This window comes from Pseudaminobacter soli (ex Li et al. 2025) (genome assembly GCF_029892515.1).
Lineage (GTDB): Bacteria > Pseudomonadota > Alphaproteobacteria > Rhizobiales > Rhizobiaceae > Pseudaminobacter > Pseudaminobacter soli_A.
This window is the reverse complement of record NZ_JARXVF010000011.1, coordinates 46207-60255: the sequence shown is the minus strand read 5'-3', so window position 1 is coordinate 60255 and position 14049 is coordinate 46207. Positions and strand designations below refer to the sequence as shown.

The 14049-nt window shown below is 59.4% G+C and carries 10 protein-coding genes; 8 read left to right on the top strand and 2 right to left on the bottom strand.

Annotation, left to right across the window (positions count from 1 at the left end; all coding sequences use genetic code 11):
* Nucleotides 1-68 precede the first annotated feature (68 nt).
* The gene (locus M2281_RS26970) at nucleotides 69-1136 is read left to right on the top strand and encodes an HAD family hydrolase (protein WP_280824291.1); all 1068 of its coding nucleotides are present in this window, start codon (nucleotides 69-71) and stop codon (nucleotides 1134-1136) included.
* 78 nt (nucleotides 1137-1214) lie between these two features.
* Here M2281_RS26970 and M2281_RS26965 read toward each other — a convergent pair whose 3' ends face one another.
* Nucleotides 1215-1979, bottom strand: a complete 765-nt coding sequence (locus tag M2281_RS26965) for a hypothetical protein (RefSeq protein ID WP_280824290.1) — start codon at nucleotides 1977-1979, stop codon at nucleotides 1215-1217.
* Between the two features lie 362 nt (nucleotides 1980-2341).
* On the opposite strand from M2281_RS26965, the gene M2281_RS26960 reads away from it, so the two are divergent.
* The 7 genes from M2281_RS26960 (at nucleotide 2342) to M2281_RS26930 (ending at nucleotide 11772) form a co-directional block, all read left to right on the top strand.
* On the top strand, nucleotides 2342-3610 hold the full coding sequence (locus M2281_RS26960) for a M20 family metallopeptidase (protein WP_280824289.1): 1269 nt from the start codon (nucleotides 2342-2344) through the stop codon (nucleotides 3608-3610).
* Between the two features lie 356 nt (nucleotides 3611-3966).
* A complete protein-coding gene (locus M2281_RS26955; RefSeq protein WP_280824288.1) occupies nucleotides 3967-4668 on the top strand; it encodes a hypothetical protein in 702 nt (233 codons plus the stop codon).
* A gap of 561 nt (nucleotides 4669-5229) precedes the next feature.
* Nucleotides 5230-6564 carry an epoxide hydrolase family protein gene (locus M2281_RS26950; protein ID WP_280824287.1) on the top strand — a complete coding sequence of 445 codons (1335 nt, stop codon included), beginning with the start codon at nucleotides 5230-5232 and terminating at the stop codon, nucleotides 6562-6564.
* Nucleotides 6565-6635: 71 nt separating this feature from the next.
* Nucleotides 6636-7754: a redoxin domain-containing protein gene (locus M2281_RS26945; protein WP_280824286.1), complete on the top strand. Its 1119-nt coding sequence runs from the start codon at nucleotides 6636-6638 to the stop codon at nucleotides 7752-7754.
* Between the two features lie 727 nt (nucleotides 7755-8481).
* Nucleotides 8482-9822, top strand: a complete 1341-nt coding sequence (locus tag M2281_RS26940) for an efflux RND transporter periplasmic adaptor subunit (RefSeq protein WP_280824285.1) — start codon at nucleotides 8482-8484, stop codon at nucleotides 9820-9822.
* A 1-nt stretch (nucleotide 9823) separates the two neighbouring features.
* On the top strand, nucleotides 9824-10540 hold the full coding sequence (locus M2281_RS26935) for an ABC transporter ATP-binding protein (protein WP_280824284.1): 717 nt from the start codon (nucleotides 9824-9826) through the stop codon (nucleotides 10538-10540).
* Nucleotides 10537-11772, top strand: coding sequence for an ABC transporter permease (locus M2281_RS26930; RefSeq protein ID WP_280824283.1), 1236 nt, complete (start codon nucleotides 10537-10539; stop codon nucleotides 11770-11772). Before M2281_RS26935 ends, M2281_RS26930 begins: the two co-directional genes overlap by 4 nt.
* Nucleotides 11773-12513: 741 nt before the next feature.
* On the opposite strand, the gene M2281_RS26925 is transcribed toward M2281_RS26930, so the two are convergent.
* The gene (locus tag M2281_RS26925) at nucleotides 12514-14049 is read right to left on the bottom strand and encodes a DHA2 family efflux MFS transporter permease subunit (RefSeq protein WP_280824359.1); all 1536 of its coding nucleotides are present in this window, start codon (nucleotides 14047-14049) and stop codon (nucleotides 12514-12516) included.

The window sequence follows — 14049 nt, the reverse complement described above, 5'->3', positions numbered from 1 at the left end:
CGCAGCCGGTGCCGTTGGCCCGGCTGCGTTGACGGTTTGAGGGGCTTGAGAACCCTTGGAGGCCGAAGATGAAGTCCAAGCATTTGTCCTTCGACATCAACCGCCGCGTCGTGATTTCCGGCATTGCGCTGCTTCCCACGCTCTCAGGGACGCTGCTCTCTTCAGCTATCCAAGCGCAAACGACATCGAACGAGCCGCTTGCCTCATGGAATGATGGTCCCGCCAAACAAGCGATCCTCGATTTCGTCCGGGACACGACTGACCAAGGAAACGCCAATTTTGTGCGCCCTGAAGATCGCATCGCCGCATTCGACCAAGATGGCACAATGTGGGTTGAACATCCGATCTATTCGCAGGTCGTCTATTGCCTTGACCGTGTGCCGTTCTTGGCGGAGCAAAACCCCAAACTCAGAAGCGTAGAGCCGTTCAAGACGGTCCTTTCCGGCAACCGCCAGGCAATAGCGGAACTCTCATTGCACGAGCTTGAAAAAGTGCTCGTTGCGACGCTGACCGGCATGTCGGTGGACGAGTTTGAAGCCGAGGTGAGGAAATGGCTAATAGAGGCCAAGGACGCGCGTTGGAAGCGGCCCTACACCGAACTCATCTATCAGCCAATGCTCGAAGTAATGCAGTATCTGCGCAGCAATGGCTACAAGACCTACATCGTGACTGGCGGCGGCCAAGACTTCGTGCGTGTCTATAGCGATCAGGTCTACGGCGTACCGGTAGAACAGGTGGTTGGGACCGCAGCCGGCACGAAGTTCGGATACCGTAAGGACGGCACGCCGTTCCTGACGAAAGAACCAAAACTGCTCCTTAACGACGACAAGGCAGGCAAACCGGAGAGCATCCACTTGATGATCGGCCGAAAACCTATCGCGGCGTTCGGAAATTCGGTCGGAGACCGGGAGATGCTTGAGTACACCGATGTCGGGCCCGGCAAGCGACTCATGATGCTTGTTCTGCACGATGATGGTCGGCGAGAGTATGCATACGGCCCCGCGCAAGGGCTCCCGGACAGCAAGATCGGGACATTCAGCCAGGCACTTTACGACGAAGCGAAGAAGAAGGGTTGGGCCGCTATTAGCATGAAGAACGATTGGAAGCGGATTTTCGCGTTCGACGAAAAGGCTTGAGACCGGGGGGCCAGCTCTCGTTCATGCCCTCGAACTGTGCTAGCCGAATCTGGCGCTGTGCTCTGCTCCAGCCAGCGTTCAAAAGTGGATGCCGAGACTAACATAGGGCCCGTACTGGGTCACCTTATAGAGGAAGTTATCCTTGTCGTAGTCGGTGTAGAGGACTCGATAGCCGAGCGCGGTCGAGATCTTCTCGCTCCAATTGTATCCGACCGCGGCGAACGCCTGCGCCGAAATTTTCGATCCGGCACCAAATCCGCCAACGTCGGCCAGACCATTGGCGAACCAGCGATCGTTGAAATCGTAGTGCATAAAGAGCCCGACGGTCGGATCGACCCAGTCGCGCTTGCCCTCGCGGCTAATGTCCGGAAATTGCGCCGGTGAAACGTCCAGGTTCGCCTTGAGATAATTATACCTGATGCCCGCTGTCGCACTCACATCGAGATTTGGAACGTTGACCGGAAGCGCATAGCCCACGATTCCAGAAGCGATGGCCTGGGTCTGCCCATAACCGACCGTACCGAAGTTGGGGCCGGTCGCGTCGACCGAGATCTTGGCCCAGACCAGATCGGCCAGGAACATCCATTCGCCGTTGGTCCCGTAGATCGAGCCCATGAACGCGCCGTCAAGATGCCTGAGAATATCAGCAAAGGACACGTCGACGTGGGCGACCGGCAAATCTCGGATACCCACGTCGCCCGTCAGCGACGTCGCCCAGCCATAAATGGTCAGTTGGTATTTCCAGCCGCCGGCTTCGATCGGAACTGGCTCGGCTATATCTGCCGCGGCAACCGGACCACACAGCGAGAGGGATGCCATCAGTCCAAACAGCGCCGTCCGCATTGCCGCCATTCCCCCTCATCTATGTGAATCTAACATAGCTGAAAAATAGTCGGATACAATTCACCCACAAAGAAGCAACTGCAAATAGTCATGACCTGTATTTGGATTGCCACAGCGCCACCTTCTGAAGAAGTGACGATTGAGCGACCGCACTTTCCGTTTCAACTGCCCACCGCAACCGAGCGTGATGGGCGGCAGGGCTGTTTCGCCAACATTGCCGTGCCTTGACCAATTGCGGTCATGCCGGGTCAGGTCACCTCCCTGACTAGGGCGTGTCAGGTTGATTTCAAATCAACGTTACTTGTCTTCCGAAATAATCGGGCCAAGGCTCCCTTTACGTGAGGCGCGCCAGGAAGCCGTCCATGGGTACAAGCGAAGCGAAGGCTGCCGATCGGGCATTGCGTGATCTTGACGGAATGCTTCCCGATTTGGCGTCGCTCTACAAAAACATTCATTCACACCCGGAGCTGTCGATGCAGGAGACGCGCACGGCAGGTCTTGCGGCTGACCGTCTTCGTGCGGCCGGCTATGAAGTCACCACGGGCGTCGGCAAGACCGGCGTGGTTGGCCTGCTACGCAACGGCGATGGCCCAACCGTCATGCTGCGAGCCGATATGGATGCGCTGCCGATCCAGGAAGCGACAGGCCTCGACTATGCCAGCAAGGCCACGGCCAGCGATCGAGAAGGCAAGACGGTTCCCGTCTCGCACATGTGCGGCCACGATATGCACGTAACCTGGCTTGCCGGTGCTGCCAGGCTGCTCGCCGACGCGCGAGCAGCCTGGCACGGCACATTGATGGCGGTCTTCCAGCCTGCGGAAGAAACGGCGGAAGGCGCACAGGCCATGATCGCCGATGGCCTGTTTACTCGCTTTCCAAAGCCCGACGTGATCCTCGGCCAGCACGTCATGGTGGGACCATCAGGTACCGTCGCCGGGCGCGTTGGCCCCATAACCTCGGCAGCAGACAGTCTTCAGATCCGAATGTTCGGACGCGGCGCGCATGGCTCGATGCCGCAGGCGAGCATCGACCCTGTGGTGATGGCCGCATCCACGGTCATGCGCCTTCAAACCGTTGTGTCGCGCGAGGTGGCGGCCGCCGAAGCCGCCGTCGTGACTGTCGGCGTCTTGCAGGCAGGCACCAAGGAGAATGTCATTCCCGACGAAGCCATCATCAAGCTCAATGTCCGGACGTTCGACGCCGGCGTTCGCGCCCGTGTCCTGGCTGCGATCGAACGGATCGTCAACGCCGAAGCGGCGGCCTCCGGCGCGCCCCGCCCGCCCGAGATCACAACGCTCGACAGCTATCCGCTCAACGTCAACGATGGGGCCGCAAGCAAGCGGGTCGGAAATGCGTTCCGGGCGTATTTCGGAGCAGACCGCGTCCGCGAAACCGGGCCAGCGCCGGCCAGCGAGGATTTCGGATCGTTCGGGTCCGAATGGCAAGTGCCCTCGGTCTTCTGGTTTGTGGGCGGCACCGATCCAGAACTCTACGCGAAGGCGAAAGAGGCAAACCGGCTCAATGAGATTCCGGTGAACCACAGCCCCAAATTCGCACCCGTTCTTCACCCCACTTTGCAAACCGGTGTCGAAACGCTGGTTGTCGCGACCTGCGCATGGCTGTCAGCATAAGACACGCCAGCACTTCGGCGTTCAGCCTAGATTGCCCGCGCTGCAAATTCGGTAACGTTTTGTGCAGGGCCGCCGAGGCTCGCATCACAAATGCTCGCGCATCGGAGGCGTACCGAAGCGTATGTCGTTGGTCCGACGCCTAATCTTGCCTTCATCGCCGGACCAGAGGTTCTGGAAGCGCGCTTCCATGAAGTGCCATAAGAACGTTCAGCATCAGGGAACTTTCCTGTTCGCGATGCGTTCGCTTGCAACGTCCGATTGAAGGCCAGCCCTCACGATCATCGCGTAGAGGCCCATCCTCCCTGCGATCGTCGCAAGGCATTGAGAACCACGGACAATTTCCCTTGGAGAAGACAATGAGACACTACCTCTCAACACTCGCTTGTTCGGGATTGCTGAGCATTGGAGCACTCGTCGGCACACCTGCTTTTGCAGGGAGCATCTCCAACACGGTTTCGGCAAAGCCCGCAGCAGACGACCATACATGGAACCCGTCCTGCGCCTCGGCAGCCTGCCAGGGCAGGTTTGAGTCAGCCGTCTTGATGCGCAAGTCCTCCGATGGCTTCAGCAGCGGCCTGCAGTTGATCCGCGGCGGCGGAGGCGGCGGTGGGGGCGGCTACGGCGGTGGCGGTGGCGGCGGCCACGGTGGCGGCGGTGGCGGCTTCGGCGGCGGCGGAGGCGGACACGGAGGCTTTGGCGGCGGTGGCGGCTTTGGCGGAGGCGGCTTCGGTGGAGGTGGGCACGGCTTCGGCGGTGGCAGCTTTGGCGGCGGAGGCTTCGGCGGCCACGGCTTTGGCGGTGGCGGCTTCCATGGCGATGGCGGATTCCATGGCATGGGCGGTGGCTTTCACGGCTTCCGCGGTGAAGGCTTCCGTGGCGAACGCCACGATGGCCGCTTCTCCCGTAATCGGCACTTCTTCCGCAACGGGTTCAATGAGGGCGGAGGCGACGGCTTCGATAATAGCGGCTTCGGCTGGGGCTGGTACGGTCTAGGCGTGCCGCTGTACTGCGACCCCTACACCTACAACTACTATGGCACCTGCGATCCGGGATATTGATTGCGTCGCGGGGTAATTGCTAAGCCCGATCCGGTTCGTCGGGTCGGGCTCTTCCAATCTAAGGCCTGGCCGGCGGCTCCGCTGGAGCTAAACTCCCCTTGCGAATGAGCCTTTCGCCTCCCAGAAACCGCCCGCCTCGGTCTCCGGGGCGGGTATTTTTGCATCCGCGCGGGGCTCCATTTTGCGTTTCAGGCTGGCCTGTCCCTGACACTTGATCTCACCAAACCCATCAACGCGCTCTGTCCCGAAGTCATTTTCTGTAGTATTGTTTTGGCAGGCTGCGCTGTCGCCATGTCTGGAACAATGGACGGCGCTTTTTCGAGCAAGATAGGAAACTGTCGGGCTTCAGGTTGCGGGCGACGAGGTTCGCCTGAACGGTTTATCACCCAAGTTTGGCATAACCATCACCGCTAGGATCTGCACTCGTGGGCATTCTTTCGCTTGGCTGATTGATCCTCGAAGCTCAATGCTCGACCAGACGCCTGATCCGATTGCAGCTAGGCCGCCACGAAAGGTCGGCCTGAGCATGGCGAATGATTGCTCGAACAAGAGGATTACGCCATGACTTCCTCATCCATAACGCCCACGCGGCGCGAAGTGCTCGCTGCAGCGGCTGCCGCCGGCGCCTACGGCCTTGCCGGCTCGATACTCCCCTCCGCAGCCAGCCCCACACAGTCAGGCGAGGGGGCAGCAGACGACAGCATCCGCAACTTCAAGATCAGCTTTCGGGAAGCCGACCTTGATGACCTCCGCCGTCGTTTGGCTGGGACCCGCTGGCCCGAAAAGGAGACCGTCGCCGACGATTCTCAAGGCGTGCCGCTGGCAATGGTTCAGGAGCTCGCACAGTACTGGCAAGCCGAGTACGATTGGCGCAAGTGCGAGGCGAGATTGAACTCCCTTCCGCAATTCATGACCGAGATCGATGGTCTTCCCATCCATTTTATTCATGTTCGTTCAGTCCACCAAGATGCGCTGCCGCTCATTGTCACCCATGGATGGCCAGGCTCTGTCATCGAGCAGCTGAAGATCATCGATCCACTGACCAATCCCACGGCGCACGGCAGCAGCCCATCGGACGCGTTCCACTTGGTGGTACCATCGATGCCTGGCTACGGATTCTCAGGCAAGCCGGCCACGACCGGCTGGAACCCCACCCGCATCGCAAGCGCGTGGATCGTGCTCATGCGGCGACTTGGATACCAGCGTTATGTGGCGCAAGGTGGCGATTGGGGTTCGCCGGTCTGCAATGAGATGGGCAAACAGGCTCCCCCCGAGTTGCTTGGCATTCACGTCAACTTGCCCGGAACCGTTCCCCTCGACGTGTCAAAGGCGATCCAGGCCGGTGATCCGCCGCCGGACAGTCTCTCAGCCGACGAAAGACGCGCATACCAACAGATCAGTGCCGTATTGGCAAAGCGTCGCGCCTACGCGCAAATCATGGGTACACGCCCACAAACGCTGTATGGATTGGCGGATTCCCCCGTAGACCTGGCAGCCTGGCTTCTTGACCACGGTGACGGATACGGCCAGCCGGCGGCGGCGATGACCTCGGCCGTGAGCGGGCGCACGATCAATGGTCACTCCGCTGGCGATATCACAAGGGACGACGTGCTCGACAACATCACCCTCTACTGGTTGACGAACACAGGGGTCTCGTCCAGCCGCCTCTATTGGGAAAACAAGATCAACCTTTATAACGCCGCCAATGTCGGCATCCCGGCGGCGGTGACCGTGTTTCCGGGTGAGAACTATCAGGCCCCGCGGAGCTGGACAGAGCGGGCGTATCCCAAACTCATCTACTTCAACGAAGCCGACAAGGGCGGCCACTTCGCGGCCTGGGAGCAGCCGGCGCTGTTCTCCTCCGAGCTTCGCAACGCCTTCCGGCCGCTGCGCTGACGCAGTCGAGCCTTCGGCGCGCCGATTTCAACAAGAGGCGCACCGGTATCGATAGCAGAAGGAGTTCCTCAATGGAGACAAACAACCTCTTGCTGGCCGCGATGCTTGTCATGGTGACCGGGGCACCGCTGGCGGCCTTTGCAGCCGACACCAAAGCGCCTCAAGAGCCGCCCGCCGCAGGGTTACGGATCCCGTTCCTGCACGGATTGTTCTCCGGTCAGGCCGCCGGCCAGTCCGAACTGGTTTCATTGGAACGCGCGAACGCGTGGATCAATTCTCCGGCCCTCACCGCGTCGGATCTGCGCGGCAAGGTCGTGCTGATCGATTTCTGGACCTTCACCTGCGTCAACTGGCGCCGCACCCTACCCTATGTCCGCGCATGGGCCGACAAATACAAGGACAAGGGACTGGTGGTCATCGGCGTCCATGCACCGGAATTCGCTTTCGAGAAAAACGTCGACGATGTGCGCTCGGCCGTTAAGGAAATGCAGATCGACTATCCAGTCGCGGTTGACAGCGAACATGTCATATGGCGCGCCTTCAACAACGAGTACTGGCCCGCACTTTACTTCATCGATGCCCAGGGCCGCCTCAGACACCACTATTTCGGCGAGGGTTCATACGAGCAGTCCGAGATGGTCATTCAGCAGCTCTTGGCCGAGGCGGGAGCCACCGGGATCGACCGCGATCCGGTGTCGGTAGATCCGAAGGGCCTGGAGGTGGCTGCCGATTGGCGCAACCTGATGTCTCCGGAAAACTATGTGGGCTACGAGAAGGCCGAGAATTTCGTTTCCGCCGGTGAGATGATCAGGGACAAGCCGGGCGTCTACGACCTGCCCGCGAAACTGCCGCTGAACGGTTGGGGCCTATCCGGCGATTGGACAGTGAGGGAAGATGCCGGTCTGTTGAACAAGCCCAACGGAAAGATCGCATACCGCTTCCACGCCCGCGATCTTAACCTCGTGATGGGCCCGGTGGTGCCAGGAGCCTCCGCAAGATTCCGCGTGCTGATCGACGGAAACCCGCCAGGAGCGGCGCACGGAACAGATGTCGACCAACAAGGCGCCGGCATCGCAAGCGAGAAACGCCTGTACCAGCTGATCCGACAGCCGAACCCGATCGCCGACCGCGAGTTCGAGATCGAGTTTCTCGATCCGGGCGTGGAGGTGTTCGCCTTCACCTTCGGCTGATCAGCATTGCCAGCATGCTTTGGCGCCAGCACCTCGATCTCTGGCGTGCACGGCCTCTCCAATAAAATGGCTAAAAAAAATTCCTGTTCCAGGGAATATTTCGGCTCGCGCTACGTTTATGCAAGAGGTCCGCTAGAGGCCCAACCCCACGATCATCGCATCGAGGTCCATCCCCTGCGATCATCGCAGGCCTTGAGCTCCACGGACAACTTTCCTTGGAGAAAACAAAGAGACGTTATCTCTCAGCACTCGCGTGTCCGGCTCGACGCGCGACATAGCTTCGGAAGGAGCGAAAAGATGAAGCACCTATTCGCCTCTCTCGCCATCGGCACCTGCCTAGTGCTGCTACTAACTGAGGCCGCATCTGCTACGGGCCAACCCGGCGCGTCCGCGGGTGTGGCGTGCACGGTAAGTCCCGATGCCCTTTTAACCCCTGGAAAAGCAGGTACCGCGAGCAACCCGGCAGGCACCAATGGTGCGGCGTTCAACGAGTCGCTAGTGAAGGGATATGCCGGAAATCCGGGCAACCCAACGACGACGAACGGGGCAAGTGCCAATGCGGTTTCCCAATACGACATTGCCTGCAAGAACGTCTCACAGATGCCATAGTAGGCTCGTCTACGCGCTCGATCGAAGCGATCGGCTTGTGTCAATCGACACGCTCGGGTGGCAACGTCATTGATGGCATAGGCAAAACGCCGGATGGCTGAAACGGGATGTTGGCTGCATGCGTTCCGTTGTTGTGGCTGGTTTCCTCGGCACGTTGGCAATCGGCTTAGGTTATACCTACAGCCAGGAACGCATGGCTTCGACCTTCATCACGGCACCGATCGAGCGCGGCCGTATTTCTACCTTGGTGAAGGCCAACGGCAGCGTCGAGAGCGCGGCGAGCGTTGAGGTCAGTTCACAACTCTCTGGGCGGATTGCGGAGGTGTTCGTCAACTTCAACGATGCCGTTACCGCCGGCCAGCCGATTGCCCAGATCGATCAGGAGATCTTTGCCGCCCGTGTCAATGAGGCGAAGGCAGCCTTGAGCGTCGGGCGGGCTGCCGCCCAAACAGCAAAGGCCGCGTTAGAGAGAGCGAAGGTCGCGGTGATGAACGCGCAGACCGCCAAGGAATTGGCGGGGGCTCAATCGGCGGGAATTAAGTCGAGACAAGACGAATTGGAGCGAGACCTCCTGCGAAAGGTTCAACTGGCACGCACCGGAAGCGGGACCGAGCGCGACCTAAGTCAGGCAAGAGCTTTACGTGATGCGGGGGCCGCCGACCTGCGTGCGTCTGTCGATCAGATCCAGATGAAAGCCCAGGCCATTGCGATGGCCGAAGCAGAAAAGCTGATGGCTGAGGCCGATATCGAAAATTCTCAGGCTGTCGTTGAGCAGCGGCAGGCGGCTCTCGACCAGGCGCGACTTGATCTCGATCATACCATAGTCCGCGCTCCGATTGACGGGATCATTATCAGCCGGGATGTCAACCCAGGACAAACCGTCGCCGTCAGCTTGGAAGCCAAGACACTGTTCAAGATCGCGAACGATCTGCGACAGATGGAGGTCCACGGCAAGATCGACGAGGCCGATATTGGACAATTGCACGTAGGCCAGGCGGCCGTCTTCAGAGTGGACGCCTATCCCGATCGAACCTTCAGCGGGCGGATTCAACAAATTCGCAAGGCACCCGAGGTGGTGCAGAACGTCGTTACCTACACGATTATTGTCTCCGCCCCCAATCCGGATCTTTTGTTGATGCCGGGCATGACCGCCGAGCTTCAAATTGTAGTCAGCGATACCGGTGAGATCCTCAAAATTCCCAGCCAAGCGCTGCGCTTTCGACCAATTGGCGCGGACCCCGCTCCCGCTCACCCGAGCAGCTCCCCCGGAGCCTCCGCGACGGTATGGGTGATCGACGGTGACGGACAGCCGAACCCGGTAGCTGTGAGACTTGGAGCGAGCGACGACTACGGCTCACAGCTGCTGGAGGGCTCGCTTACGGAGGGCCAGCAAGTGATCATCGGGGTTTCCAATTCACAGAACCAGAACGGCTACTTCGGCATTCGGCTGGGTTTCTGAGATGTCACCCCTGCTCCAGACCATTGGAATCTCGAAAGCCTATCCCTCTGGCGCGACTATCATTCAGGCGGTATCCAATGTGTCGCTGCTGATCAATCGCGGCGAGTTTGTTGCGATCCGCGGCCGCTCAGGTTCTGGCAAGTCAACCTTGCTAAACCTCCTGGGTCTTTTGGAGCGCCCGGAGTCCGGCGAATATGTGCTTGAGGGGCAGGCGGTTGCCGAACTGAGCGAGGACAAACGCGCCGCCATCAGGCGTCAGGCTATCGGCTTCATATTCCAATTGCCTGTCCTTCTGCCGCGAGCGACTGCGCTGGAAAATGTCGAACTGCCCCTGATCTACGCGGGTATTCCTCGCCCACAGCGACATCGCATCGCCAAGGATGCGCTCGATCGTGTAGGCCTTGCCGACCGCGGCCACCATTGGCCGAGCCAGCTCTCGGGAGGAGAGCAGCAGCGCGTCGTCATTGCCCGCGCGATCGTGAATGATCCTGCTCTGATCCTGGCCGACGAGCCGACGGGAGCGCTCGACAGTCGAACCAGCGACGAGATTTTATCGTTGTTCGAGGGCCTTCACCTCGATGGTCGCACGATCATCATGGTTACGCATGCCACCAATGTCGCCGATCGCGCACAACGGCAGATCACCCTACACGATGGGCGCATCCTTAGGGACGAAGGGACATCAACTCAGAGTTCACTCACGGAGTCCCCGCAATGAGCCCCCTGGAAAGCATGAGAATCGCCACTCGAGCGCTTGGCGCAAACAAACTGCGGAGCGCTTTGACAGTACTGGGGATCATCGTTGGCGTAGCAGCCGTGGTTTGCATGGTTTCGGTCGGAGCGGGGGCGCAGGCGGAGGTGTCGGAAAAGATCCGCACGCTTGGCGCCAATCTCCTACTGGTGTTACCCGGAGCCCAGAATTCCAACGGGGCGAGGCTCGCATCTGGAACACAGCCCACACTGACCGAAGCGGACGCAGCGGCGATTCACCGCGAATTGGCCGACGCGCAAGTTGCCGCCCCGTTGCTTTCGCGCTCAATGCCGCTCGTGGCCGCAAACAAGAATTGGGTGACGCTGGTCGCTGGAATCAACACCGACTACCTGGTGGCTCGAGAGTGGCAGGTTACCAACGGCCGATCCTTCACAAACGAGGAGATCGCATCCGGCGCCAAAGTAGCCATCGTAGGGTTGGTTATTGTCGAGGAACTCTTCGACGGGCGTGACGGCGTCGGCCGTACGCTCCGGATTGGCAACGTACCTTTCACCGTCATCGGTGTGCTTGACAAAAAGGGGTTGGGGGCCGCCGGCCGTAGCCAAGATGACGTCGTGTTCATTCCGCTGTTGACAGCAAAGAGCCGCGTACTCGGTGCCGTTCGTGGCACGACCCGCGAAGCGCTGGATTTCATCTCGATCAAGGTATCGGATGCGACCGCCATGTCTAAGATGCAACAAGAGATCGAAACCCTACTTCGGCAGCGACACCGCATTCGCGGAGATGCTCCCAGTGATTTCCGGATCGAGAATCCTGCGGACGTCCTCACTGCCCGAGGAGCCGCGGTGCGGCTCCTCGGCATTCTGCTGATTTCGGTGGCATCAGTTTCGTTGGTCGTTGGTGGCATCAGTATCATGAACATCATGCTGGTTTCTGTGACCGAGCGCACCCGTGAAATAGGTTTGCGCATGGCTGTCGGGGCAACCCGCCGCGATATCCAATGGCAATTTCTGATCGAAGCCTTGATCTTGGCGTTGATGGGAGGGCTTGTCGGAGCAGTGCTTGGAGGGGCCGCCGCAGTCGCAATCGCATGGGGCGCTGGCTGGCCCATCTTGATCAGCGCATGGGCAGTTGTCTTGGCCTGTGGATTTTCGGGGTTCGTTGGAATTTCGTTTGGCGTCTATCCGGCCCATCGGGCAGCACGGCTCGATCCGATCGAGGCGCTGCGCTTCGCGTAGGCTCTTGGTGTTAGTGGACGTGACGAGATGCCCCCTGCCCTCCCTTCTGTGCCTGGGTGCGCTCAGCAAGACAGTTTCGCCGATGTTAAGGGGGCGTTAAGGCCGCTGACATTTGGCAAATCCTGAGCCCTGATCGATTTCCACGGCCGTCCTATCTCCAATGCGATCCAGGTCCGCCTCGAGCAGGCCTAATAAATCAGGCTGACTAAGAGGAGGCGGCATGAACGGTTACGAGAAGTCGCGCAACTGTGGAGGGGGTCCGCACGACTGGCGGACTTGGACCAATTTGTTTGTTCTCGCTTTCGCGATCTGCCTAGCTGCGTGGGCAATAGCGGGTTGAGACCCGGAACCACTCTAGCATGGGGGCCTGGCTCCGGGTCTCTTGTTGCCGCTGTGCAACTCCCAATGCATGCCTCAAGACAAAATATTGCGCAAGATAGCTGCGCGCAGGTTTGAATTGGCACTTCTAAATTTTGACTAATGTAAATGCGAATTTCAGACGAGTCTTATTGTTGTGACGTATCATATTAAATGCAGATTTGAGATGATTGTGGAATAGTTCGGCGTTATCACTTGCGTCACCAACAACCACACGCTCTGCCATTCTTATGTCGGCAAGGCGCTGGAAGACGGAGTTGGCTACGAGATCGTCAGCGATTTCGGAACGATAAAGCCGGTAACGCCCCTACTGCACCCTTTAGGGAATCGCTACGGGAAGCGCGAGTGCGCACATACCCTGCGTCATCCCCGTTGCTGATGCCGGCTCCAGGCGAATGGTACCAGCAGTACCCCCAACATCGCGAACGCGGCCAACATCGTCCATGCATCATTGACGCTCCAGACAAAGGCAGCCTTCTCGATCAATGGCCGCACGTATGCTTCTGCGCTGGGCGTTATCGGACCCGATAGTCCGCTCGCCAACAAATCCGGGTCTAGTCCGATTGCCTCGGCGGCGGCCGTGTCTCCCGCCAAGAGCCGGGATCGAAGGGCATCCGCGTGTACACCGGTACGTCCGTAGAGAACCGTGTCGATGAGCGCGATGCCAATTGCGCCGCCAAGGTTTCGCATAAGATTGAAGAGGCCGCTGGCATCCGGCACGTCTGTCTCGGACAGCGCTCCCAACGCCAGACGCGTCGGCGGCAACAGACAAAACATGATCGCGATACCGCGAATGATCTGCGGCCAGAACATCTCGCTAAAGTCTGTGTCGCGCGTCTCGAATGTGCTCAGTCCCAATCCAAGCCCGAACAAGCCAAAGCCAAAAGCAGTCAGCAACCGCGGATCAAGCCGTCGCTCCAGCGCGACTGCGACGGGTGCCGTCGCAAGTTGAGCCGCGCCGGTCACCAACATGATCGATCCGATTTCCAAGGCATCGTGTCCCCGGACGAATGCGAGAAAAACCGGAATGAGATACACGGAACCGAACAAGCCGACGCCCAGGCAGAAACTCAACACGCACCCGATTGCGAACGATCGATCCCTGAAAAACGACAGCTTCACAATCGGACCGGCTGCCCGCAACGTTCTCCAGACAAAGAAGCCGCCGCTGAGGACGCAAACGGCAAACAAGCCAATGCAGAGCGAAGAAAGCCATCCTTCGTGCGGCGATTGTTTTAGTCCGATCATGAGGCTTGCGAGCGCAAGCGCCATCAGCATCAATGACCAGCCATCGACTGTTTTGCGATCGTCGAAACTCGCTCTGTGCCGAGGCAATAGAAACGGCGTGGCGCCGCTGGCGATCAGTCCTGGAACGACGTTGATGAGAAACAGCCAGTGCCAGGAATAGGTTTGCGTGATCCAGCCGCCAACCACTGGTCCGACGGTCGGTGCGAGCACAGCCATGACCCCGGCCAAAGTCGTTGCAATCCCTTGCTCGCGCGGCGAGAAAAAGATGAACACCGCGGCGAATACTGTCGGAATCAGCGTTCCGCCGGCGAAGCCCTGCACAACGCGAAACGAAACAAGCGTCGAGAAATTGTTGCTTGCAGCGCACCCGATCGAGGCCAAAGTGAAAAGCGCGATTGCGGCGGTGAATAACCAGCGCATGGACAGCGTGCGCATAAGCCATCCCGTCAGCGGAATAGCGATGATCTCAGCGATCAGATACGACGTCTGGATCCAGCTCATCAATTCTGGATCAATTGCAAGAGCGCTCTGAATTGCCGGCAAAGACGTCGCCACGACCTGAATGTCGAGGATCGCCATGAACATGCCAAGGCACATCAGGCCGAAGCCCATCCATGTCCTGGCAGCTGCGAGGGGCACTTCGGAACGCAT